The 23587-nt window shown below is 62.0% G+C and carries 22 protein-coding genes; 13 read left to right on the forward strand and 9 right to left on the reverse strand.

What is annotated here, in order from left to right; translation table 11 throughout:
* Positions 1-75 precede the first annotated feature (75 nt).
* The 3 genes from FHK92_RS08515 to FHK92_RS08525 all read right to left on the reverse strand — a co-directional run bounded on the left by FHK92_RS08515 (position 76) and on the right by FHK92_RS08525 (position 2996).
* On the reverse strand, positions 76-819 hold the full coding sequence (locus FHK92_RS08515) for a DUF72 domain-containing protein (RefSeq protein WP_219915985.1): 744 nt from the start codon (positions 817-819) through the stop codon (positions 76-78).
* A 77-nt stretch (positions 820-896) separates the two neighbouring features.
* Entirely contained in the window at positions 897-1910 is a 1014-nt protein-coding gene (locus FHK92_RS08520) for a sensor domain-containing diguanylate cyclase (protein ID WP_181287662.1), read from the reverse strand.
* A gap of 183 nt (positions 1911-2093) precedes the next feature.
* The gene (locus tag FHK92_RS08525) at positions 2094-2996 is read right to left on the reverse strand and encodes a LysR family transcriptional regulator (RefSeq protein ID WP_181287663.1); all 903 of its coding nucleotides are present in this window, start codon (positions 2994-2996) and stop codon (positions 2094-2096) included.
* Positions 2997-3094: 98 nt separating this feature from the next.
* Here FHK92_RS08525 and FHK92_RS08530 point away from each other — a divergent pair, with 98 nt between their 5' ends.
* Together FHK92_RS08530 and FHK92_RS08535 are read left to right on the forward strand one after the other, a co-directional pair.
* On the forward strand, positions 3095-4270 hold the full coding sequence (locus tag FHK92_RS08530) for an aspartate aminotransferase family protein (RefSeq protein ID WP_181287664.1): 1176 nt from the start codon (positions 3095-3097) through the stop codon (positions 4268-4270).
* A 153-nt stretch (positions 4271-4423) separates the two neighbouring features.
* Positions 4424-5155 (forward strand): OmpA family protein, encoded by a 732-nt coding sequence (locus FHK92_RS08535; protein WP_181287665.1) that lies wholly within the window; start codon positions 4424-4426, stop codon positions 5153-5155.
* 233 nt (positions 5156-5388) lie between these two features.
* On the opposite strand, the gene ehuA is transcribed toward FHK92_RS08535, so the two are convergent.
* The 4 genes from ehuA to ehuB all read right to left on the reverse strand — a co-directional run bounded on the left by ehuA (position 5389) and on the right by ehuB (position 8501).
* The gene (gene ehuA, locus FHK92_RS08540) at positions 5389-6258 is read right to left on the reverse strand and encodes an ectoine/hydroxyectoine ABC transporter ATP-binding protein EhuA (RefSeq protein WP_375154600.1); all 870 of its coding nucleotides are present in this window, start codon (positions 6256-6258) and stop codon (positions 5389-5391) included.
* Entirely contained in the window at positions 6258-6914 is a 657-nt protein-coding gene (gene ehuD, locus FHK92_RS08545) for an ectoine/hydroxyectoine ABC transporter permease subunit EhuD (RefSeq protein WP_181287666.1), read from the reverse strand. The genes ehuA and ehuD overlap by 1 nt, the downstream gene beginning before the upstream one ends.
* Positions 6911-7570: an ectoine/hydroxyectoine ABC transporter permease subunit EhuC gene (gene ehuC, locus FHK92_RS08550; RefSeq protein WP_181287667.1), complete on the reverse strand. Its 660-nt coding sequence runs from the start codon at positions 7568-7570 to the stop codon at positions 6911-6913. The genes ehuD and ehuC overlap by 4 nt, the downstream gene beginning before the upstream one ends.
* Before the next feature lie 73 nt (positions 7571-7643).
* A complete protein-coding gene (gene ehuB, locus FHK92_RS08555; RefSeq protein ID WP_181287668.1) occupies positions 7644-8501 on the reverse strand; it encodes an ectoine/hydroxyectoine ABC transporter substrate-binding protein EhuB in 858 nt (285 codons plus the stop codon).
* Positions 8502-8787: 286 nt separating this feature from the next.
* Here ehuB and ehuR point away from each other — a divergent pair, with 286 nt between their 5' ends.
* The 8 genes from ehuR (at position 8788) to FHK92_RS08595 (ending at position 18377) form a co-directional block, all read left to right on the forward strand.
* On the forward strand, positions 8788-10182 hold the full coding sequence (gene ehuR / locus FHK92_RS08560; protein ID WP_181287669.1) for a MocR-like ectoine utilization transcription factor EhuR: 1395 nt from the start codon (positions 8788-8790) through the stop codon (positions 10180-10182).
* Between the two features lie 297 nt (positions 10183-10479).
* Positions 10480-11451, forward strand: coding sequence for a hydroxyectoine utilization dehydratase EutB (gene eutB / locus FHK92_RS08565; RefSeq protein ID WP_181287670.1), 972 nt, complete (start codon positions 10480-10482; stop codon positions 11449-11451).
* A 21-nt stretch (positions 11452-11472) separates the two neighbouring features.
* On the forward strand, positions 11473-12465 hold the full coding sequence (locus FHK92_RS08570; RefSeq protein ID WP_181287671.1) for a cyclodeaminase: 993 nt from the start codon (positions 11473-11475) through the stop codon (positions 12463-12465).
* A 39-nt stretch (positions 12466-12504) separates the two neighbouring features.
* Positions 12505-13695: an ectoine hydrolase DoeA gene (gene doeA, locus FHK92_RS08575; protein ID WP_181287672.1), complete on the forward strand. Its 1191-nt coding sequence runs from the start codon at positions 12505-12507 to the stop codon at positions 13693-13695.
* 3 nt (positions 13696-13698) lie between these two features.
* Complete coding sequence (gene doeB, locus FHK92_RS08580) at positions 13699-14700, forward strand: N(2)-acetyl-L-2,4-diaminobutanoate deacetylase DoeB (RefSeq protein ID WP_181287673.1); 1002 nt, start codon at positions 13699-13701, stop codon at positions 14698-14700.
* Between the two features lie 197 nt (positions 14701-14897).
* A complete protein-coding gene (locus tag FHK92_RS08585) occupies positions 14898-15377 on the forward strand; it encodes an Lrp/AsnC family transcriptional regulator (RefSeq protein WP_181287674.1) in 480 nt (159 codons plus the stop codon).
* 130 nt (positions 15378-15507) lie between these two features.
* Positions 15508-16995 (forward strand): NAD-dependent succinate-semialdehyde dehydrogenase, encoded by a 1488-nt coding sequence (locus tag FHK92_RS08590; RefSeq protein WP_181287675.1) that lies wholly within the window; start codon positions 15508-15510, stop codon positions 16993-16995.
* A complete protein-coding gene (locus FHK92_RS08595) occupies positions 16992-18377 on the forward strand; it encodes an aspartate aminotransferase family protein (protein WP_181287676.1) in 1386 nt (461 codons plus the stop codon). The genes FHK92_RS08590 and FHK92_RS08595 overlap by 4 nt, the downstream gene beginning before the upstream one ends.
* Before the next feature lie 258 nt (positions 18378-18635).
* Here the strand turns inward: FHK92_RS08595 and FHK92_RS08600 are convergent, their stop codons facing one another.
* The gene (locus FHK92_RS08600) at positions 18636-19073 is read right to left on the reverse strand and encodes a YhcB family protein (RefSeq protein ID WP_181287677.1); all 438 of its coding nucleotides are present in this window, start codon (positions 19071-19073) and stop codon (positions 18636-18638) included.
* Positions 19074-19220: 147 nt separating this feature from the next.
* Between FHK92_RS08600 and FHK92_RS08605 the strand changes: the two genes are divergently transcribed.
* The 3 genes from FHK92_RS08605 to zapE all read left to right on the forward strand — a co-directional run bounded on the left by FHK92_RS08605 (position 19221) and on the right by zapE (position 22425).
* Positions 19221-19850, forward strand: a complete 630-nt coding sequence (locus FHK92_RS08605) for an alpha/beta hydrolase (RefSeq protein ID WP_181287678.1) — start codon at positions 19221-19223, stop codon at positions 19848-19850.
* Positions 19851-19874: 24 nt separating this feature from the next.
* Complete coding sequence (locus tag FHK92_RS08610) at positions 19875-21230, forward strand: tryptophan--tRNA ligase (RefSeq protein ID WP_181287679.1); 1356 nt, start codon at positions 19875-19877, stop codon at positions 21228-21230.
* A 100-nt stretch (positions 21231-21330) separates the two neighbouring features.
* Positions 21331-22425, forward strand: coding sequence for a cell division protein ZapE (gene zapE, locus FHK92_RS08615; protein ID WP_181287680.1), 1095 nt, complete (start codon positions 21331-21333; stop codon positions 22423-22425).
* A gap of 137 nt (positions 22426-22562) precedes the next feature.
* Here the strand turns inward: zapE and FHK92_RS08620 are convergent, their stop codons facing one another.
* On the reverse strand, positions 22563-23540 hold the full coding sequence (locus tag FHK92_RS08620) for an asparaginase (protein WP_181287681.1): 978 nt from the start codon (positions 23538-23540) through the stop codon (positions 22563-22565).
* Positions 23541-23587 lie beyond the last annotated feature (47 nt).

The raw sequence follows: 23587 nt of genomic DNA on the forward strand, positions 1-23587 counted from the left end.
GAGCTTTTTTCCGGTCGCCTAATCTATTGGACACGGGCGGTGTTGTCACGGTCGGACCGGTCACCGGTACGCATTTCAGTCGCGTAACAGTTCCATCAACCGCAACGCGTCCGGTGTCGCGGCGCCGCTGGCCGTGTTGTCGAAGATGCACCAGGTCGGTGTGTCCGGGGCGGCTTGCAAGGCTTGGGCGATTTGCCTGAGCCGGACGTCGTCGTAAGGCGTGTAATAGATTTTCGGTGAGCCGTGCAGACGGTAATAACGAATGCCGGGCCAACCCGCCGGGTGATCGCCGCCCGGCAGCGGCGACGGATCGGCGGCCACCCGGCCGATGCGCTCCGCCTGCAACATCGCCATGGCGTGTGGTGCGAGCCAGCTCGGGTGTCGAGGTTCGAGCACCGCAGCGCCTTGATAGCGGTCACGCAAGGCTCTGAAAAAAGCCTCGGCCTGCGCATCGTCAAAGGCCAGCGACGGTGGCAACTGAATCAACAGGCAGCCCAGTTTCTCCCCCAGTTGCGAGCACTGCCCGAGGAATTCATCCACAAGCCCCTCGCAATCGAACAAGCGTCGTTCGTGGGTAATCTGCTTCGGAACCTTCACCGAGAAACGAAAATCCGCCGCCACGCTGCCTGCCCATTTTGCGTAGGTGGCGGGACGGTGCGGGCGATAGAACGAGCTGTTGATCTCCACGGCTGGAAAGCGCGCGCTGTAGCGCTGCAGATGAGTCCCTTCCTCGGGAAAGGACGGCCATTGCGCCCTGGGCAACGACCAGCCGGCGCAGCCCAGGAAAAGGATTGAAGAGTGCGAACGTCGAGTCGCCAACGTGAGAGACCTGATTGCGGGGACAAAGCTATGACCGCGACAAACGTCTCAAGGGTTCATTTTTTGTAATCCTGGGGTCAGTCGCAGATCACATTCTTGCCGGCCATCTTGGAGCGATACAGTGCCTGGTCCGCCCGATCCATCAGCACCTCCTGGGTTTCGTCTTCGAGCCGCTGCACCACGCCAAAGCTCATGGTGATCTGGAAATCCCCCACCGGCAGCAGGTCGGACAGGCCTCGACGAATGGTTTCGGCCATCAGGACCGCATCGGCCAAGGATGTATTGGGCAAGATCATGATGAATTCATCACCACCCCAACGCACCAGCAGGTCACCGTCGCGCTCGCAACGCTTGACCGCCTGCACCACCTGAACCAGTGCTGCGTCCCCGAACGCATGGCCGTATCGATCATTGATGTCCTTGAAATCGTCGACGTCCATGGCGATCAGCGACAACGGTTCACGAAAGCGCTGGGCGCGTTCGCAGGCCAATGGCAGGGCTTGCTCCAGGCGATAGCGGTTGGCGACCAGGGTCAAGGCGTCGGTTTCGGCGAGCCTGCGGTTTTCGTCGAGTTGGATTTGCAGTTGATGGTTGACCCGCGACAGTTCGCGGGTGCGTTCTTCAATGACTGCCTCGAGGGATTTGTTGCGCTGTTCCAGTTGCTCGAACAAGCGTTTCTTGTCGTCGATGCTGCGATGGGCGCCGATCATGCGGGCCACGCTGCCGTCGGGATTGCGGGCGATGACGTAGCCGCGGTCTTCGATCCAGATATAGGAACCGTCATGCGTGCGACAGCGGTATTCGGCCTGGTATTTTGGCGACCGCTGTTCCAGATAGTCATCGAACAGCGCCATCACCTGAGGATAGTCCTGCGGATGGATCACGCTCTCCCAGGTCAGCACGGTGTTGCTCAGTGAATGAGGCGTGTAGCCGAGCATCGTGTACCAGCCGGGGTTGCGATAAACGAACCCGGTATTGGCGTTCCAGTCCCAGATGCCGTCGCTCACCAGTTCCATAATGGTGTGCAGCACGCTTTCGTCCAGGTCGGACAAATCGAACCGCAGCAAATCGATCTTCGAGGCGTCGTCCATCGTTGTTCCTCAATCAGCCCTGATATCAAAATGCTCTTTGAGGATGAAGAGTAGCCGATGGGACGGAGGGGCACTAGCCGGAGCATGGCTGGTGGGGCGCCGCAGGGCTCATGCATCGAAGCAGGATGGCCTCATCGTGGCGAGGGAGCAAGCTCCCTCGCCACAATTCATTCGACTCAAAGCTTAGGGTTTGCCCCACTTCTCCAGCGCAAACTCGACAAAACTGCGCAGCTTCGGCAAACGATAGCGATCCTGGGCGTACGCCAGGCTCATTGGCCGATGGGGCAGTTGATAATCCTGCAGCAGCGCCACCAATAGTCCGTCTTTCAGGTCCTGGGCAACCAGCGCGTCCGGCAGCATCACCACGCCCATGCCGGCCAGGGCGGCGCGATGCAGGCCCGAGGAGCTGTTGATCAGCATCGGCCCGGTCACCGGCACCTTGATTTCGCCTTCTGGCCCGTTGATAGGCCAGAGGTCCTGGGCGAATCGCCATTCGTCAGCGGCAGAATAGGCAAACGACAGGCAGTCGTGCTGTTGCAGGTCATCGGGTTGTCGTGGCGTGCCTCGCCGTGCCAGGTAAGCCGGGGACGCGCAAATGGTCAAGGTGTAGTCCACCAGGGGCCGGGCGATCAGCTTGGGATCGACAGGGCCCAGGCGGACGGCGACGTCGAAGCCGTGGTCGAGCAGGTCGAGTCGCTGGTTGGTCAAGACCACGTCGAGCTTGACCTGTGGGCAGCGCTGGCTGAATTCGGCCAGGGCCGGCGCCAGGCGCTCCGTGCCGAAGGTCAGCGGCGCGGTGATGCGCAAAGTGCCGGTGGGGTCGCCCTGGGTCTGCTCCGCCAGGCGTTCGGAGTCGGCGACCAGCCCGATCACTTCCAGGCAGCGTTGGTAGTAGGCCGAGCCGAACTCGGTCAGGCGCTGGCGCCGCGTTGTCCGGTTGATCAGGCGCACGCCGAGGCGCTGCTCCAGCGCGCGAAGGTGATTGCCCACCATGGTGGTGGACATCTCGCAGGCCTGGGCCGCCGCCGTCAGGCTGCCGGCTTCCACGACTTTCACGTAAACGGTCATTGCCTGGAATAGGTCCATTATCAAGCTCAGCTTTTAAATGATTGAAGTAAAGCGATGTTTATCCATTGAGGGTGGCTAACCATACTGGAAAAAACCATCCAATGGAGTTAGATGTCATGACCGCCGCCTGCCTGATGACCACTTACCAACCCCTGCCGCTGAATTTTACCCACGGGTTGGGAACGCGCCTGTGGGACCAGGACGGTCGCGAATACCTCGATGCGGTGGCAGGCGTGGCGGTAACCAACGTCGGGCATTCCCATCCCCGGCTGGTGGCGGCCATCAGCGAGCAGGCCGGCCTGTTGCTGCACACCTCCAACCTGTACAGCATCGACTGGCAACAACGGTTGGCCGGCAGACTCACGCAGCTGTCGGGAATGGACCGGGCGTTTTTCAACAACTCCGGAGCCGAGGCCAACGAAACCGCGTTAAAACTGGCGCGTCTGCATGGCTGGCACAAAGGCGTCGAGCAGCCGCTGGTGGTGGTCATGGACAACGCCTTCCATGGGCGCACATTGGGCACGATGTCTGCCAGCGACGGCCCATCGGTACGGCTGGGGTTCAATCGGCTGCCGGGGGATTTCATCAAGGTGCCGTTTGGCGATCTCGCCGCGTTGGAGAAAATCCAGCAGGCCCAAGGCGAGCGTATCGTCGCGATTCTGGTGGAGCCGATCCAAGGGGAAAGTGGCGTGCAAGTCGCACCGCCGGGTTACCTGCGGGCGCTGCGGGACCTGTGCAACCGGCGCGCCTGGTTGTTGATGTTGGACGAGATCCAGACCGGCATCGGCCGCACCGGCCAGTGGTTCGCGTTCCAGCACGAGGACATCGTGCCGGACGTCATGACCCTCGCCAAAGGCTTGGGTAACGGTGTGCCCATCGGCGCCTGTCTGGCCCGGGGCAAGGCTGCCGAGCTGTTCACCCCCGGCAGCCATGGCAGTACGTTTGGCGGCAATCCGCTGGCCTGTCGCGTCGGTTGCACGGTGCTGGACATCATCGAGGAGCAAGGTTTGGTGGAGAACGCCAGGCGTCAGGGCGAGCAACTGCTCAGCCGGTTGCGGGCTGAGTTGGCGGACAACCCGAACGTGCTGGAGATTCGGGGTCAAGGTTTGATGATCGGCATCGAGCTCAAGCAGCCGGTGCGCGACCTGACGCTCAGTGCCGCCCGGGACCATGGATTGCTGATCAACGTCACCCGGGGCAAGACCATCCGCCTGTTGCCGCCGCTGACCATTGACGGGCGGGAAGTGGAGATGATCGCCAGGGGCGTGAGCCGTAGTTTGGCGCAGGCGTGAAACGACTCCGGCGGGGTGACGAACGGTATTTTCCGGTCGGGGCGAAGCGCAGCGTAGCGGGACGGAATTTTTAACGATTGTCGCGTTCCAACGCCAGCCAGAGTCGATTGCCTACACTTTGGCAACCAGACTGAAAATCCCAGGAGCATCTCCATGTTCACCTCGCGTCGCTTGATCGTTGTCGCTACTGCCGTGGCCCTGTTGTCCGGCTGTGCGTCGCCCAACCCCTATGACAACCAGGGCCAGGCCTCTACCGAATCTTCGGGCATGAGCAAAACCGCCAAGTACGGCGGCCTCGGTGCACTGGCGGGGGCCCTGGCCGGTGCGGCCATCGGTCACGATAACCGGGGCAAGGGCGCGTTGATCGGCGCCGCAGTGGTCGGCGCCTCGGCGGCTGGCTACGGTTACTACGCCGACCAGCAGGAAAAGAAACTGCGCGCCAGCATGGCCAATACCGGTGTTGAAGTGCAGCGCCAGGGCGACCAGATCAAGCTGATCATGCCGGGCAACATCACCTTCGCCACCGACTCGGCGAACATCGCGTCCAGCTTCTACCAGCCGCTGAACAACCTGGCCAACTCCCTCAAGGAGTTCAACCAGAACCAGATCGAAATCGTCGGCTACACCGACAGCACCGGCAGCCGCCAGCACAACATGGACCTGTCCCAGCGTCGTGCCCAGAGCGTGGCGACCTACCTGACGTCCCAGGGCGTAAGTGGTGCCAACCTCTCGGCCCGTGGCGCCGGCCCGGACAACCCGGTGGCAAGCAACGCCGACGTCAATGGCCGCGCGCAGAACCGTCGCGTCGAAGTCAACCTCAAGGCGATTCCGGGGCAGCAGTACCAGGCCCCGCAGCAGCAGGGGCAGACTTACCAGCAGTATTAGTAAGCGCTGGGCGGTAACTGAAAGGGGGACCCCGGAAATGGGGTCCCCCTTTTTTTGCGGCTAGCGTTTGGGCTTTTGTGGCGAGGGAGCTTGCTCCCGCTGGACTGCGAAGCAGGCCCAAAATCGGCATCGCGGTGTGTCTGAAGAACTGAGGTGAAGTTTCTGGGGGGCTGCTGCGCAGCCCAGCGGGAGCAAGCTCCCTCGCCACGAAGTGTTCACTTGTGTGACGGGGGCTAGTTAGCCTCTTTCACCGCACTCAAGAACGCACACGTGCGCTCCTGCTGTGGGTGCTCGAAGATCTGCGCCGGCGTGCCTTGCTCATGAATCTGCCCCTTGTAGAAAAAGCACACCCGATCAGCGAACTCCCGCGCAAATCCCATCTGGTGGGTCACCATCAGCATCGTCAGGTTGTGTTCGGCGCCCAGCTTGCGGATCACGTTCAGCACTTCGCCGCACAGCTCCGGATCCAGCGCCGAAGTCACTTCGTCAAACAGCATCACTTTCGGCCGCATCGCCAGCGCCCGGGCAATCGCCACCCGCTGTTGCTGGCCGCCGGATAGCTGCGACGGGTAATGATCGAGCTTGTTGCCCAGGCCCACCAGTTCCAGCAGGTCGGCGGCGCGCTCGCGGGCTTCCTTCGGGTTCATGCCCAGCACCTGCACCGGCGCCTCGATGACGTTTTGCAGCGCGGTCATGTGGGGGAACAGGTTGAAACTCTGGAACACCATGCCGATCTTGCCCCGCACCCGGCGGATGTGTCGGTCGTTGGCCGGCACCAGCACGCCGTTGCGGTTGGGCATGTGGGTCAGGGAATCGTCCTCGATGCGGATCTGGCCTTGGTCGATGCCTTCGAGCGTCATCAACACCCGCAGCAACGTGGACTTGCCCGAGCCGCTGGGGCCGATGATCGCGACCTTTTCACCGGGCGCGACATCCAGGTTCAAGTGATCCAGCACGGTGAAGCTGCCATAGCTTTTGGTCACGTCCTGGAAACTCACAATCGGCCGGGACGGTGTCGGAATTTGCATGGCCGGGGCCTCCTGCTGCGATGCCAGCGTGCTGCGCCGGGACAAATCGTTGGGCGTGGACAGAGGTAAAGTCATTAGCGTAGCTCCATGCGCGTTTCAAGACGCCGTACCAGATAGGCCAGGGCGAGGCTCAGGGCGAGGAAGAACAGGCCGACCATCGTGATCGGTTCCAGGTAGCGGAAATTCTCGGAGCCGATGTTCTTGGCCTGCTGCATGATTTCCACCACCGTAATGGCCGACAGCACTGGCGTGTCCTTGAGCATCGCCACCAGGTAATTGCCCAGCGGCGGCACGATGGGGCGCAATGCCTGGGGCAGGATGATGTTGCGGTAGGCGTCGTACGGCGCGATGTTCAACGCGGTCACCGCTTCCCACTGCGCCCGTGGCACCGCGTCGAGACCACTGCGATAAACCTCGGCGATGTAGCAGGCGTAATGCAGGCCGATGCCCACGATGCCGACTTGCATGGCCGTCAGGCTCAGGCCGTAGTTGGGCAGCACGTAATAGAGGAAGTAGACCTGGATCAGCAGCGGCGTGCTGCGGATGAACTCGATTACCGCGGTGGCCGGCCACGACAGCCAGAATTTGCGGCTGCGTCGGCCAATCGCCAGGAACAGCCCCAGCACGATCGCGATCAGGAAACCGATCAACGTGATACCCACGGTGTTGAGAGACGCGCGTAGCAGATCCGGGAGGATTTGCGCCGCGTAGGACCAGTCGAACAGTGTCATGACAGACCTCCACGCATCCGGCCCCGGCTCAGCCGTCGCTCGATGTTGCGCATGCCGAAGTTGATGGCCTGGGCGAGGATGAAATACATCACCAGCGCCAGACTAAATATCTCCAGGGTCTGGAACGTCGCCTGATCCAACTGGCGCGCCCGGAAACTCAGGTCCGACAAGGTGATCAGTGACACCAGCGAAGTATTCTTCAGCAGCTCGATCAGCAGGTTGGTACCCGGTGGAATCGCCGCCAACAACGCCTGCGGCAAGATGATCCGCTTGAAGCGCGTGAAGGCGCTGAAGTTCAGCGCCGTGCAGGCTTCGTATTGGCCCTTGGCGACCGAGCTGATGGCGCCGCGCATCACCTCGGCCCCATACGCGCCAATGTGCAGGCCCAGGCCGACGATCGCTACGGCGTAAGGGCTCAGTTCGACGTTGAAGGGTGGAAGCGGCAGTACGAAGAACAGCCAGAACAACTGCACCAGCAGCGACGTCCCTCGGAACACTTCGATGTAAGCGATGGAAAACCAGCGCAACGCGCGCCACGGCGACAGCCGCCCGAGCGCGGCGAGCACCGCCGCGACAATCGCCAGCAGCGAGCCAAAGAACGTCACCTGGAGCGTGACCCAGGCCCCTTGAATCAATAACGGAAGTAATTCGCCCATGGTTCAACCCGATGTCCGATGAAGCGGGGAACAGGCATTACGCTCGGTGCGTCATGCCCGTTTCGGCGTGCCATTAGGGCTGAGCGCAGAGCTCGGCCGCAGTCTTGCTGGTGACGTTGGATTTGTCGAAACCGAATGGCGCGACGGCCTTGAGGTGTTCTTCCGAACCCAGCCATTTTTTCAGCTCGGCGTTGACCGCGTCGCGCAGGTCCTTGTCCTCGGGGCGGAAGGCCAGGGCGCCGTAGCCGATGTGGGACGGGTCGTCCTTGAATTCGGTCATCGCCTCGACCTTGTCACCGCCCTTGGCGGCCAGGCCTTTCATGGTCAGTTGCGTGCCGACGGCGGCGTCGGCGCGACCGGCGCGCACGGCTTGCAGTTGTGCGGTGGTGTCGGGGACCTGCAGGATCTGGTCATCCTTGACCCCGGAGTCGCGGGCGTACGCCAGGTTCACGGTGCCGGCCATGATTGCCAGCTTCACATCCGGTTGCTTGGCGATGTCTTCATAACTGTGGAGTTTTTTCGGGTTGCCCTTGGCCACGAGCAAGGCGTCAGGCAACTGGTACTGCGGATCGGTGAACAACACTTGCTTGCAGCGTGCCGGAGTGATGTACATGCCGGCGGCAATCACGTCGAAGCGACCGGCGCGCAGGCCCGGAATCAGCGAGCCCCATTCGGTGAGCACGCCGTTGACCTGTTTGATGCCCATCTTGGCGAAGATGATCTTGGCGATCTCCGGCGATTCACCGGTGACGGTGCCGTCGGTTTCGGTGAAGGCAAACGGGGTTTCGTTGGCGTAGCCGATGCGGATGCTGCTATTGCTTTTGACGGTGTCCAGGGTCGCCGCCTGGACGCTGCTGGCCAGGCCAAGCACGGCACAGGTCAACAAGAGCCGGCGCAAAGGTGTGCAAGTGCGGGGAAGAAAATTGCTCATCGATAAAATCTCCTGTTTCTTGTGGATCCGTCAGCGGACGGTTCTGTGTTAGGAGGCAGTGTGACAAGAGCAAAACGTACGGCGGATCCGGGCGTGGCTTGAAATCGGGATTGGCGCCGGTACAGGTCGGTCCGGCTTTTTGTCGGGGCATGCACCCGCCTGGATAACGACCTTGGACCGAGCATACAAAAGCCCCGGCGCGGATTGTATTGCACTAGGACAATTGCTTTGCCGCGATGGCCGCGCAATGCTGTGCGCACCCGTTCTCACGCCGGTTATAGCCGTTATGGATAAGTGGAAATCAGCCCTGGACCTCGCCCGCAGCGGTGAATCCAAATACAAGATCCTGGTGCAGGCGATCGCCGACGACATCGAACAGGGCGCCTTGGCCAACGACCAGCGCCTGCCGCCGCAACGGCAAGTGGCGGACGCCATGGGCATCAGCGTGCAGACCGTCACCAATGCCTACAAGGAGTTGGAGCGCCAAGGGCTGGTCCGCTGCGAAGTCGGGCGCGGCAGTTTCGTCTCGCGGCGCATGAGCGATCGGGTCGCCACGTATATCCTCGACAGTCCCGAGCGGGCGCTGGTGGATTTTTCCATCACGCGCATTTTGCATACCCGCGAGCACGATCAGTTCTGGCGCGATACCTGCGCCGAGCTGAGCACCGAAGAGGACCAGCCATGGATTCACGCGTTTCGTCCGATAGCCGGTTTTGAATCCCACCGCGAGGCGGCGGCGCAATGGATCGGGCGGCAAGGCCTGAAAGTCGATCGCAACGATGTGTTGATCACCAATGGCGCGGCCCACGGCATCTTCCTCGCCCTGGCCTCTCTCGCCGGGCCCGACGATGTGGTGCTCTGCGAAGGGCTGACCGACCACGGCGTGATCGGTAATTCCCAGGTGCTGGGTTTTACCCTCAAGGGCCTGGACACTGATCGCCATGGCATCGACCCCGAGCATTTCGAGGACATGTGCAGCAACGAGCGCATCACCGCGCTGGTGTGCACGCCGAACCTGAACAACCCCACCACCAGCCTGATGCCCGACGCCCGTCGCCGGGAAATCGCCGAGATCGCCCGGCGTTTCGGCGTGCACATCATCGAAGACGATGTGTACGGTCCGCTGCTGGACGAACGCCGGGCGCCGCCCATCAGTCATTACCTGCCGGAGCTGTCGTTCTATTGCACGAGCATGACCAAATCGGTGCTCACCGGGTTGCGGATTGGCTATCTGGTGGTGCCCAAGCGTCTGGCGCTGCGCACTGAAAGCATCCTGCGGGTCAACAGCTGGATGGCCACGCCGATGGTCTCGGAGATCGCCGCCCGCTGGATCCGCGACGGTCGCGCCGAGTCGTTGCTGCACCTACAAAGACGTCTGTTGGCTGGGCGCCAGGCGATGGTCACCGAGTACATGGGCGAGCACGTATTGGCCCAGCATCCTCATGCCTTGAATGCCTGGATCGGCATCCCGCCGCACTGGGAAGTCGACAGCCTGGTGCGGGCGTTGCGGCACAAGCACATCGCCGTCACGTCCCCCGATCCGTTCACCGTGCGTGGCACCCCCAGGCCCCGCGCGGTGCGGGTTTGCGTCGGTGCCGAATGCAGCGATGAAGAAATGCGCCATGCATTGATCGGTATGCGGGAGATCTTCAACCAGTATCCGCAGATTCATGATTTTTGATGGGCAGCAGTGGGCTTTATGCAGAGTTGCCTGTGCCTTTGTGGCGAGGGAGCTTGCTCCCGCTCGGCTGCGAAGCAGTCGTTAAACCAGTCAATTGTCTACAGGTGCATCTGTTGAATGGGTCTGCTGCGCAGACCAGCGGGAGCAAGCTCCCTCGCCACGGGATAAGGTGTTTTTTATGGATTGTGGTCACTTCTTTCGGTCGGTAGTGAATGCAAACTAAATTGCCCTAGTACATTCATCCCCGCAATCCGGCCCTCTTAGACTGCGCCCAACACATCTGCTCGGGACGCGGTCATGACAGGGTTGCAGCTGCAGGACATTTACCTCGCTCGCCAGCGCATCGAGTCGCAGGTCAGGCGCACGCCCATGGAGCATTCCCCCAGCCTGTCGCGACTGATGGGCGTGCCCGTGTACCTCAAGCTCGAATCGCTGCAAGTCACCGGCAGCTTCAAGCTGCGCGGCGCGAGCAATGCCGTGGCGCAACTCAGTTCCGAACAGAAGGCGCGCGGTGTGGTCACCGCTTCGACCGGCAACCATGGCCGGGCACTGGCGTACGCAGCGTCGCAACAAGGCGTGCGAGCGATTGTCTGCCTGTCGAACCTGGTACCTGCCAACAAAGTGCAGGCGATTCGCGATTTGGGCGCCGAGGTGTGCATCGTCGGCCAGTCCCAGAACGACGCCCAGCGCGAAGCCGAACGCATTGCGAGCGAGCAGGGCGCAACCTTCCTGCCGCCCTTCGATCACCCGGCGATCATCACTGGCCAAGGCACCCTCGGCCTGGAAATCCTCGAACAGCAACCGGACGTGGCCCAGGTTCTCGTTCCGTTGTCCGGTGGCGGCCTGTTCGCCGGCGTTGCCCTCGCGCTGAAAAGTGCCCATCCATCGATCCAGGTCCACGGCATCAGCATGGCCCGAGGTGCCGCGATGCAGGCCAGCCTCGCTGCCGGCCAGCCGGTGGACATCGAAGAACTGCCGACCCTGGCCGACTCCCTCGGCGGCGGCATCGGCCTCGACAACCGCTACACCTTCGCCATGACCCGGCAGTTGATCGATGACCTGCACCTGCTTTCGGAAGCCTCGATCGCCAATGCCATCCGCCACGCCTATCACCACGAACGCCTGGTGCTCGAAGGTGCCGCGGTGGTGGGCATCGCGGCGCTGCTCGACGGCCTGGTCGAGCCGCGTGGCCCCATCGTGGTGGTGGTCAGCGGCCGCAACGTCGACACCGAACATCATGCCCGCGTGATCGCCGGCGCCAACGCCTGATAACCCTTAACGGAGCCTGCCATGAGTGAAGTCACCTTATTGAGCGAAGCCGACCTGCGCAGTTGCGTGGCCCTCGATCTGGCCAGCGTCGATGCCATCGAACAGGCCTTCGTGCTGTTGGCCACCGCTGCCGTGGCGATGCCACCGATCCTGCGATTGGACATCCCCGAGCACAACGGTGAAGTAGACGTGAAGACCGCTTACCTGCCGGGCCTGGAACGCTTCGCGATCAAGGTCAGCCCGGGCTTTTTCGATAACCCCAAGCTCGGCCTGCCCAGCCTCAACGGCATGATGATGCTGCTCTCGGCGCGCACCGGTCTGCTGGAAGCGCTGCTGCTGGACAACGGTTATCTCACCGCCGTGCGCACCGCAGCGGCCGGGGCGGTGGCGGCGCGTTGCCTTTCCCGCGAGGACAGCCGCAGCGTGGCGCTGATCGGTGCCGGCGAACAGGCGGCGTTGCAGCTTCAAGCGCTGCGGCTGGTGCGGCCCATCGACGAGGTGCGGGTCTGGGCGCGGGATGCGCAAAAAGCCAAGGCGTTCAGTGCCGAACTCGCTCGCGACACCGGGCTTGCCGTTACGCCATGCGCCTCCATCGAGGAAGCCATGGAAGGCGTGGACGTCGCCATCACCAGCACCCCTAGCCGTGAACCGCTGATCGAAGCCCGTCATTTGCACCCTGGCCTGCACATCACGGCGATGGGTTCGGACGCGGAACACAAGAACGAAATTTCCCCGCAAGCCTTGGCGGCCGTTGACTGCTACGTCGCCGACCGCTTGAGCCAGACCCGCATGCTGGGTGAGCTGCACCACGCCTTGGTGGCCGGCACCGTTCGCGACGATCCGGCGCTGATGGAATTGGGACGCGTGCTCGCGGGGCAGCAGGCCGGGCGTTCCGATGCGGCGCAAGTGACGCTGTGCGACCTCACCGGCACCGGCGCCCAGGACACCGCCATCGCCAACCTCGCCTTCGAGCGGGCGCGTGCGGCGGGTAAGGGCTTTGCATTCGGTCGCTAGATCATTTTTTTCATGATTCATTGAACAGAGGGCAGGTGGATGTCAGAGATTCTCGTCAATCTTCCGTTCCAGCGGGAGGAATACGCCCAGCGCCTGGCGAAGGTTCGCGCGGCCATGCAGGCCCAAGGCCTGGAGCTGCTGCTGGTCACCGATCCGTCGAATATGGCCTGGCTCACCGGCTATGACGGTTGGTCGTTTTATGTGCACCAATGCGTGCTGTTGGCGCTGGACGGCGAACCCGTGTGGTTCGGTCGCGGCCAGGATGCCAACGGTGCCAGGCGCACGGTGTTCATGCAGGCCGATAACATCGTCGGCTACCCGGACATTTACGTGCAGTCCCGCGAGCGCCATCCGATGGACTACCTGTCCCGCGAGGTGATCATCGCCCGTGGCTGGGGCGCGCTGACCATCGGCGTGGAAATGGACAACTACTACTTCAGCGCCGCCGCGTTCCTGTCCCTGCAAAAACATCTGCCCGAGGCGAAGCTGGTGGACGCGGTGGGCCTGGTGAACTGGCAGCGCGCGGTCAAGTCGCCCCAGGAAATCGCCTACATGCGCATCGCCGCGCGCATCGTCGAGAACATGCACGGGCGGATCCTCGAACGGATCGAACCGGGCATGCGCAAGAACGAACTGGTGGCCGAGATCTACAGCAGTGGCATCCTCGGTGCCGACGGCCATGGCGGCGACTACCCGGCCATCGTGCCGCTGCTGCCCACCGGAGCCGACGCCAGCGCGCCGCACCTGACCTGGGACGATTCGCCGTTCGAACGGGGCGCCGGGACCTTCTTTGAAATCGCCGGTTGCTACAAGCGTTATCACTGCCCGCTGTCGCGCACCATTTACCTGGGCAAGCCGCCGCAGCATTTCCTCGACGGTGAAAAAGCCGTGGTCGAAGGCATCGCCGCCGGCCTGGACACGGCCAAGCCGGGTAACACCACCGGCGACATCGCCGTGGCGTTCTTCAAGGTGTTGGAGAAATTCGGCATCCATAAGGACAGCCGTTGCGGCTACCCCATCGGGATCAGTTATCCACCGGATTGGGGCGAGCGCACCATGAGCCTGCGCCCTGGCGACAGCAGCGTGTTGCAACCGGGCATGACCTTCCACTTCATGCCGGGGCTGTGGATGGACGATTGGGGCCTGGAAATCACCGAGAGCATTTTGATCACCGAGACTGGCGTCGAGACGCTGTGCAACGTGCCTCGTCAACTGTTCGTGAAGGATTGAGCCATGCCTGATTTGCCCAGCAATCCCATCAGCGCCACGGTGGATTTCAGCCGCGAGGGCGTGCAGCACGGTTTTCTCAAGCTGCCGTATTCGCGGGACGATTCGGCGTGGGGCGCGGTGATGATCCCCATCACTGTGATCCAGCGCGGCAGCGGCCCGACCGCACTGCTCAGCGGTGGCAACCACGGCGATGAGTACGAAGGCCCGGTGGCCTTGAGCAAACTGGCCCAGCAACTTACGGCCGAGGAAGTGAGCGGGCGGGTGATCATCGTGCCGTTCATGAACACCCCGGCGTTCCATGCCGGGCGCCGGACTTCGCCCATCGATAAGGGCAACCTCAACCGCAGTTTTCCGGGTAGGCCGGACGGCACCGTCACCGAGAAAATCGCCGATTATTTCAATCGCACCTTGTTGCCCTTGGCGGACATTGTCCTGGACATTCATTCCGGTGGCCGAACCCTGGATTTCCTGCCGTTCGCCGCCTGCCACGTCTTGCCCGACAAACAGCAACAGGCGCGCTGCGAGGCCGGCATGCTGGCGTTCAACGCGCCGTATTGCATGCGCATGCTGGAGCTGGACGCCGGATCGATGTACGACACGGCCGCCGAATCCCAGGGCAAGGTGTTCGTCACCACCGAGTTGGGTGGCGGCGGTTCGTCGACCGCCCGCAGTGTGGCGATTGCCGAGCGTGGGGTGCGCAACCTGCTGATCCATGCCGGTATTTTGCGGGGCTCGATCGAGTTGCAGCCGTCGCTGGTGCTCGACATGCCGGACGCCAGTTGCTTCGTTGCCAGTGAGCACAACGGCTTGCTGGAGATGTGCCGCGACCTCGGCGAAAACGTCACCCAGGGCGAGGTGGTGGCGCGCATCCATGACACCACCCGCAGCGGCGTCGCCCCGGTTGAATACTGCGCCGCCCGCAGCGGCCTGCTCGCGGCCCGGCACTTTCCCGGGCTAGTGCAGTGTGGCGATACGTTGGTGGTGATTGCGGATGTGTTGGCTTAGGTCAGATGGACCACAGAACTGTGGCGAGGGGATTTATCCCCGCTGGGCTGCGCAGCAGCCCCAAATCAAGCGACTCGGTGTGTCAGGCCGAAGTGGGTCGATAGTCAGGGGCTGCTTCGCAACCCAACGGGGATAAATCCCCTCGCCACAATTGATGTGTGTCTGGAATTTTTCTGTCATCACCGGGAGCCCGGCCCATGCACAAACTCGATCGCTACGACCTGAAGATCCTGCAGATACTCGCCGAGGACGGGCGCATCACCAAGTCGAGCCTGGCCGAGGCCATCAACCTGTCGGTGACGCCGGCCTGGGAGCGGGTGCGCAAGTTGGAAGCGGCGGGATTGATCATCGGCTATCGGGCGCAGATCGATTGGGCCGCGGTGTTCAAGCGCCAGCAGGTGCTGGTGGAAATCACCTTGGCCCGGCACACCGCCCAGGACATGCGCCGTTTCGAGCAATGCATGATCGCCGCGCCCGAAGTGGCGTTCTGTTACGCCACCGGCGGCGGTGTCGATTACCTGGCAATGATCCAGGCGCCGGACGTCGATGCCTATCAGCGCTTCGTCGATCAACTGCTGCTCGAAGACCTCGGCATCGAACGCTATTTCACCTACATCGTCACCAAGACCATCAAGACCGCCGGTGCGTTGCCGGCAGAGCTGGCGCCAGCTTCCTGAGCACCGCAGAAAACACTTTCCAGCCCGTCGTTTCCAGAAAAAAACCAAGGTCCGACCCCACTCGAACACCCGAAAACCCAAGCGCCGCTGCCCTAGCATGGATTCACGCACACGCTCTGGAGTGAACGTCATGCCTTACCAACATCCGCTGCTGTTCAAAGCGCTTTGCTACGTCGATGGCCATTGGGTCCACAGCGACAGCGGCCACAGCGTGGCCGTCCACAACCCTGCCAACCGCACCGTCATCGGCCATGTGCCGATGCTCGATCAACCGCAGATCGTCGCGGCGGTGGACGCGGCGCATCGCGCTTTTCCTTCGTGGCGCGAACAAAGCCTGGAGACGCGCGGCGCTATCCTGCGGCGCTGGGCGGCGCTGATCACCGAACACGGTGAAGACTTGGCGCGGATTCTCAGCCTGGAGCAGGGTAAGCCCTTGGCCGAGTCCCGTGGCGAAATCGCCTATGCCGCCAGCTTCATTCCATGGTTCGCCGAGGAGGCCCGGCGCCTCTATGGCCAGAACATTCCCAGCCATATTCCCAATGCGCACCTAGGTACGATCAAGGAACCGGTAGGCGTCTGCGCGCTGCTCACACCGTGGAACTTCCCCTCGGCGATGATTACCCGCAAAGCCGCTGCCGCGTTGGCCGCCGGTTGCACGGTAGTGATCAAGCCGGCCCATGAAACGCCTTACTCAGCCCTGGCGTTGGCGCAGTTGGCCGAGGAAGCGGGCTTTCCCGCCGGGGTATTCAACGTGGTCTTGGGCGAGCCGCAAATGGCCATGGAAACCCTGGTCAAGGACCGCCGCGTACGTTCGGTGAGCTTCACCGGCTCGACACGCGTCGGCAAACTGGTGCTGCAAGCGGCGGCCCATGACGTAAAGAAAGTCGCGCTGGAGCTGGGCGGCAACGCGCCGTTCATTGTTTGCGCCGATGCCGACCTGGCCCTGGCGGTAAAAGTCGCCGTGGAAGCGAAATTCCAGACTTCGGGCCAGGATTGCTGCGCGGCCAACCGGATCATGGTGCAGCGCCCGGTGTATCAGGCGTTTCTCACTCGTTTCGCCGCGGCGGTGCGCGCCTTGCGGGTCGGGCCGGCCATGGTCGATCAGCAGGAACAAGAGGTGGAGGTCGGGCCGTTGATGCATCAGGCCGCGTTCGATGCGACGGCCGACCGCGTCGCCGATGCCCTGGCGTTGGGTGCTAATCGCTTGGTGGGTGGCGAGGTGCATGCTTTGGGCGGGTTGTTTTATCAGCCCACCGTGTTGGCCGATGTCACGCCGCAGATGCGCATCTACCGTGAAGAAAACTTTGCGCCGATCGCCGGGGTGATGCCGTTCGACACCCTGGACGAGGCCGTCGAAATGGCCAACGACACCGAGTACGGACTGGCCGCCTATATTTGCTCCAACCGCTTGGATGTCATTTACCCACTGATCCGCCGTCTCGACCACGCCATGGTCGCGGTCAACGGCGTCAAGTTCACCGGTCATCCGATTCCCTTCGGTGGCATGAAGGCCTCCGGTCTCGGCCGCGAGGGCGGCACCGAAGGCTTCGAGCCTTTCGTCGAAACCAAATACTTTTGCCTGCACCATCAAGGCCAGTTCCCAGGAGAGTCCGCATGAGCCAAGAACTCAACACGCTATTCGAACAAGACCGCGCGCATTTCATGCACCCATCGACCCACGCCCATGACCACGCCAGCGGCGCGCTCAAGGGAAGGATCATCAAGAGCGCGTCGGGCATCCGCATTCGCGATCATGAGGGCCGCGATTTCATCGACGCTTTCGCCGGGCTCTATTGCGTGAACATCGGCTATGGCCGCACCGAAGTGGCCGATGCCATCTATAAGCAGGCCAAGGAACTGGCCTACTACCACACCTACGTCGGCCATTCGAGCGAGGCGATCATCGAGCTGTCCAGCCGCATCATGGACTGGGCGCCGGAAGGGATGAAGAAGGTTTATTACGGCCTGTCCGGCTCCGACGCCAACGAGACCCAGATCAAGTTGGTGCGCTATTACAACAACGTGCTGGGGCGGCCGCAGAAGAAGAAAATCATCTCCCGCGACCGTGGCTACCACGGCTCGGGCATCATGACCGGCAGCCTGACGGGGCTGCCCGCCTTTCACCAGCATTTCGACCTGCCGGCGGAAGGGGTCAAGCACACCGTGTGCCCGCACTGGTATCGCAAGGCCCCGGCGGGCATGGACGAAGCGACCTTCGTGCGCTATTGCGCGGATGAGCTGGAGAAAATGATCCTCGCCGAAGGTCCCGACACCGTGGCGGCGTTCATCGGCGAACCGCTGATGGGCACCGGGGGCATTATCGTCCCACCAGCGGGTTACTGGGATGCGATCCAGGCCGTGCTGAACAAGTACGACGTGCTGTTGATCGCCGATGAAGTGGTCTGCGCATTCGGGCGCCTGGGTTCGAAAATGGGCAGCCAGCGCTATGGCATGAAACCGGACCTGATCACCACTGCGAAGGGGCTGACGAGTGCCTATGCACCGTTGTCGGCGGTGATCATCGGCGAAAAAGTCTGGAGCGTAATCGAAAAAGCTTCACAGGCCGAAGGTGCCATGGGCCATGGCTGGACCTATTCAGGTCACCCGATCTGCGCGGCGGCGGCGCTGGCCAACCTCGATATCCTGGAGCGGGAAAACCTTACGGCCAACGCTGAGGATGTCGGCGGCTACTTGAACCGTCGGTTGCGTGAAACGCTGGAAGGTCATCCGTTGGTGGGCGAGGTGCGCGGTGACGGCATGCTGGCCGCTGTGGAGTTCATGGCCGACCGTGAACAGCGCACGGCGTTCGACCCGGCGCTCAAGGTCGGCCCCAAGGTCTCGGCCACTTGCCTGCAACGCGGCATGATCGCCCGCGCCATGCCCCACGGCGACATCCTGGGCTTCGCCCCGCCGCTGATCCTGACCCGGGAAGAGGCGGACTTGATTGTCAACATCACCAAGGGGGCTATCGACCAGGTGGCGGAGGAAGTGTTGGCTTGAGCTGAGTACACAATACTTCAGGACACCTGTATCCCGTGGCGAGGGAGCTTGCTCCCGCTGGGCAGCGCAGCGGCCCCAAAACCAGGCACCTCGGTGCGCCAGGAAAATCGAGTTCGCTGCTATAAGGGCTGCTGCGCAGCCCAGCGGGAGCAAGCTCCCTCGCCACAATGGATCAGACATTGAAGTGAGTGGAATCAGAGCCAATAAAAAGCCCGCCCGATCATGCGATCGGGCGGGCTTTTTGATGTCGCTTGGAAATTACTTCTTCAAACCGTAATGCTCATCGAGCATGCCGGGCGAATTCGGGGCCTTTGGCGCGTAGTCCCGTGGTGGTTCCTGGATCCCTTTCGGCGGGGTCAGGCGTTCCCGTGGGGTCTGTGCCGCATCGGCTTGCAGGGCAGCCAGCAGACGCTGACGAGTCTGCTCGTCCAGGGCCAGGCGATTGGCACCCTCGGACAAATGATCCTGAACTTCCTGGTAGCTCTGGGTGAGTTTTTTCACCAGCGAAGCGGTGCTGTTGAAGTGGGTGACCACTTCATTCTGGTAACTGTCGAAACGTTCCTGGATGTCGTCCAGCTGACGTTGGGTGCTGTTGGGCACCGCGTTCGGCAGCAGGCGGGCAAGCAGGAATCCAATGGCGACACCGGCAACCAGGGCAAGAGTCGGCAACAACCAAACTAAGAGCGAGTGTTCCACGAGTCCTTCCTCTATAAACGGCTTTGCTTTACGTTAACGGCTCGGACCTGCGCTGTATACCGCGAAGAACATCGCAATCATGCCAGGCACAGACTTTTAGCTAGACGAGTCGACCCTATTCGGGGTCACGGAGTTCTTTCCTTGCTTATGCGCGAAACCCCTGTATTCATCGATGGCCCCGTGGGCCAACTGGAAGCCTTGTACCTGGACAGCGAGGCCCCCCGTGGCCTGGCGCTGATCTGCCACCCGAACCCGGTACAGGGCGGGACCATGCTCAACAAAGTGGTCTCGACCCTGCAACGCACCGCCCGCGATGCCGGCCTGGTTACGTTGCGTTTCAATTATCGCGGCGTCGGCGCCAGCGCCGGCAGCCATGACATGGGCACTGGCGAAGTGGACGACGCCCAGGCCGCAGCCGCCTGGCTGCTGGAAAAACACCCCGGCCTGCCACTGGCCCTGTTCGGTTTCTCTTTCGGCGGCTTTGTTGCCGCGACCCTCGGCGGGCGCCTCGAAGCCCAGGGGAAAGCGCTCAAGCACCTGTTCATGGTCGCACCGGCGGTGATGCGCCTGGACGAGCAATCGCCGTTGCCGACAGGTGGTGAGCTGACCGTGATCCAGCCGGAAACCGACGAAGTGGTCGATCCGCAACTGGTCTATGCATGGTCCGACGCGCTCCAACGTCCCCATGAGCTGCTGAAAGTGGCAGAATGCGGACACTTTTTCCATGGCAAGCTGACCGACCTCAAGGATCTGCTCCTGCCGCGCCTCTCGAATTGACAGCAGTCTGACAAGCGATAACCCATGACGACGCGTACCCGTATCCTGACCGGCATCACCACCACCGGCACCCCGCACCTGGGCAACTATGCCGGCGCCATCCGTCCGGCAATCCTCGCCAGCCGCGACAGCAACGCCGATTCGTTTTATTTCCTGGCCGACTACCACGCCCTGATCAAGTGCGATGACCCGCTGCGCATCCAGCGTTCGCGCCTGGAAATCGCTGCGACCTGGTTGGCCGGTGGCCTGGACGTGGACCGCGTGACGTTCTATCGCCAGTCCGATATTCCTGAAATCCCGGAGCTGACCTGGCTGCTGACCTGCGTCGCCGCCAAGGGCCTGCTCAACCGTGCCCACGCCTACAAGGCGTCGGTGGACAAGAACGTCGAGGCCGGCGAAGACCCGGACGCCGGCATCACCATGGGGCTGTACAGCTACCCGGTGCTGATGGCCGCCGACATCCTGATGTTCAATGCTCACAAGGTGCCGGTCGGTCGCGACCAGATTCAGCACGTGGAAATGGCCCGCGACATCGGCCAGCGCTTCAACCACCTGTTCGGCCAGGGCAAGGAATTCTTCACGATGCCCGAAGCGCTGATCGAAGAGAGCGTCGCCACGCTGCCGGGCCTCGATGGCCGCAAGATGTCCAAGAGCTACGACAACACCATCCCGTTGTTCAGCAGCGCCAAGGACATGAAGGACGCCATCTCGCGGATCGTCACCGACTCCCGCGCGCCGGGCGAAGCCAAGGACCCGGACAACTCGCACCTGTTTACCCTGTTCCAAGCCTTCTCCACTCCAGCGCAGTCCGCCGAATTCCGCAGCGAACTGCTGCAAGGCCTGGGATGGGGCGAGGCGAAGAGTCGCCTGTTCCAATTGCTCGATGACCAGTTGGGTGAGGCGCGCGAGCGTTATCACCAATTCATCGAGCGTCCGTCGGACCTTGAGGACATCCTGCAACTGGGCGCGAAGAAAGCCCGGGCTGTGGCGACGCCGTTCCTCAACGAGCTGCGCGAGGCGGTTGGCCTGCGGTCCTTCGTCAGCCAAGTCCAGGTGACGACCCAGACCAAAAAGAAAGCGGCCAAGGCGGCACGCTTCGTCAGCTTCCGCGACGAGGACGGCAGTTTCCGCTTCCGCCTGCTGTCCGCCGAGGGCGAGCAATTGTTGCTCTCCAACAACTTTGCCGACGGCAAGACCGCCGGGCAGGTGACCAAGCAATTGCAATCCGGCCAACCCCTGGATGTGCGCAGCGACGACCTGAGTTTCAGCGTCTGGCTCGACGGCGCGTGCGTGGCCCAGAGCCCAGCGTTCGCTGACAGTGCCGCCCGGGAGGCGGCCATCGATGCGTTGCGCGTGGCATTGACGCCTGCTCAGGACTGATCGAAGCGTTACCCGACTATCGGCCCGAATAAGGGCCGATTGCCATTCTTCTGGGCCATCGCTACAGTGACGGCCCGTTTTTGTTGCCTTGCTAACGAATATGACGCCCCTAGAACGATATCAAGCTGATCTGAAACGCCCGGAATTCTTCCACGACGCAGCCCAGGAAACGGCGGTGCGGCACTTGCAGCGCCTGTACGACGACCTGATCGCCGCGTCGAACAACAAGCCGGGCTTGTTGGGCAAACTGTTCGGCAAGAAAGACCAGGCGCCGGTCAAGGGCCTGTATTTCTGGGGTGGTGTCGGCCGTGGCAAGACCTACCTGGTGGACACGTTCTTCGAAGCGCTGCCGTTCAAGGAAAAGACGCGGACGCACTTCCACCGCTTCATGAAGCGCGTGCACGAAGAAATGAAGACCCTGGGCGGCGAAAAGAACCCGCTGACCATCATCGCCAAGCGTTTCGCCGCCGAAACCCGGGTGATCTGCTTCGATGAGTTCTTCGTTTCCGACATCACCGACGCCATGATCCTCGGCACGCTGATGGAAGAACTGTTCAAGAACGGCGTGACGTTGGTGGCCACCTCGAACATCGTGCCCGATGGCCTCTACAAGGACGGCTTGCAGCGGGCGCGCTTCCTGCCGGCCATCAAGCTGATCAAGGAACACACCGAAGTCGTCAACGTCGACAGCGGCGTGGACTATCGCCTGCGTCACCTTGAGCAAGCGGAGCTGTTCCATTTCCCATTGGACGCTGCCGCTGAAGAAAGCCTGCGCAAGAGCTTCCGCGCCCTGACGCCGGAATGCACCCAAGCGGTCGAAAACGACGAGCTGATCATCGAAAATCGCAAGATCCGCGCCATCCGCACCTGTGACGACGTCGCCTGGTTCGATTTCCGCGAACTGTGCGACGGTCCGCGTAGCCAGAACGACTACATCGAGCTGGGCAAGATCTTCCACGCCGTGCTGCTCAGCGGCGTCGAGCAGATGAGCGTCACCACCGATGACATCGCCCGTCGCTTCATCAACATGGTCGACGAGTTTTACGACCGCAACGTGAAGCTGATCATTTCGGCAGAAGTCGAACTCAAGGACCTCTATACCGGCGGTCGCCTGACGTTCGAGTTCCAACGGACCTTGAGCCGTTTGCTGGAAATGCAATCCCACGAATTCCTGTCGCGGGCGCATAAGCCGTAGGGGATTGGCAACAGAGGAGGGCAGCAGCCATGCTGTTCTTTCAAGGGCAGCAAGCACCTGTGGCGAGGGAGCTTGCTCCCGCTGGGTTGCGCAGCAGCCCCTCGCGCCACAGCGGTCTAGCCAATTCTCAAATGCTGCTAAGACGTCATATAGCGAGCCAAGTCGTCTTGTCGCTGGCACCCGATCAATAACCACAAGAGAATCCTCGCTTTGCGCGGGCAGGCAAAGCCAGCCATCGAAGCGCCTCTTTGTATCAAATCCATCTCGCCACCCTTGAACCCGTAGGTTGAACGAGCCGTGGAGCCGGAGCCACAGCGAGTTGCAACGATGACCGGGATCTTGTCTGCAATGGCATCGATCGCCTCAGTCCAGGTTTCAGAAAGGTGCCCTGCACCGAAACCGGCGATGACCAACCCTTCATAGCCCAGCGCAAGTATGTTTTCCAATAACAAGGTGTCGGCAGACAGTGTCGCTTGTAACAAGGCGACCTTATGTGTCGTGTGTTGCGGCGCAGGCAAGACGCTGCGCTGTCGTGCGGGATGCAAATAGCGGACGGCACCTTCCATCAACAGACCGGTCGGGCCCATGTTGGGTGAAGAAAAAGCCTGCAACCCCATCGAATCGCTTTTGCGAACCGCTTGCGCCGAATGAATCTGCCCGTTCATCACCACCTGGACGCCTCGTCGCCGGCTCTTCTTGGCCAGGCCGACTCGACAGGCATCCAACAGGTTTCCCGGTCCGTCGGCCCCTGCCTGGGCAGCAGAGCGCATTGCCCCAGTGAGGACCAAGGGTTCGTCGTGGTCCCATAGAAAGTCCAGGAACGTAGCGGCTTCTTCCAGCGTATCGGTGCCTTGAGTGATGACAATACCCACTGCCCCCTGCTCGATCTGGTATTTGGCCCAATGGAGAACGCTCAGCAGGTACTCGAAATCCAATGAGGCACTGGGCAACATTCCCAGCGTTTCGACGGTAACGTGGGCATGGGATCTCAACTCCGGTACTGAAGCCAGCAGGGTCGCGCCGCTGACGGTCGGGACCACACCTTCCCCGGAGGCCCGGGCCTGCATGCTGACGGTGCCTCCGAGTGATGCAATAGCCAGTTTTGGCAGGTTCATGCAATACCTCACTTTCAATAAGAAAGGCTGTATGCGCCGAGTCTCAA

This window comes from Pseudomonas brassicacearum subsp. neoaurantiaca, assembly GCF_013608025.1.
In the GTDB taxonomy this organism is placed as follows: Bacteria; Pseudomonadota; Gammaproteobacteria; order Pseudomonadales; family Pseudomonadaceae; genus Aquipseudomonas.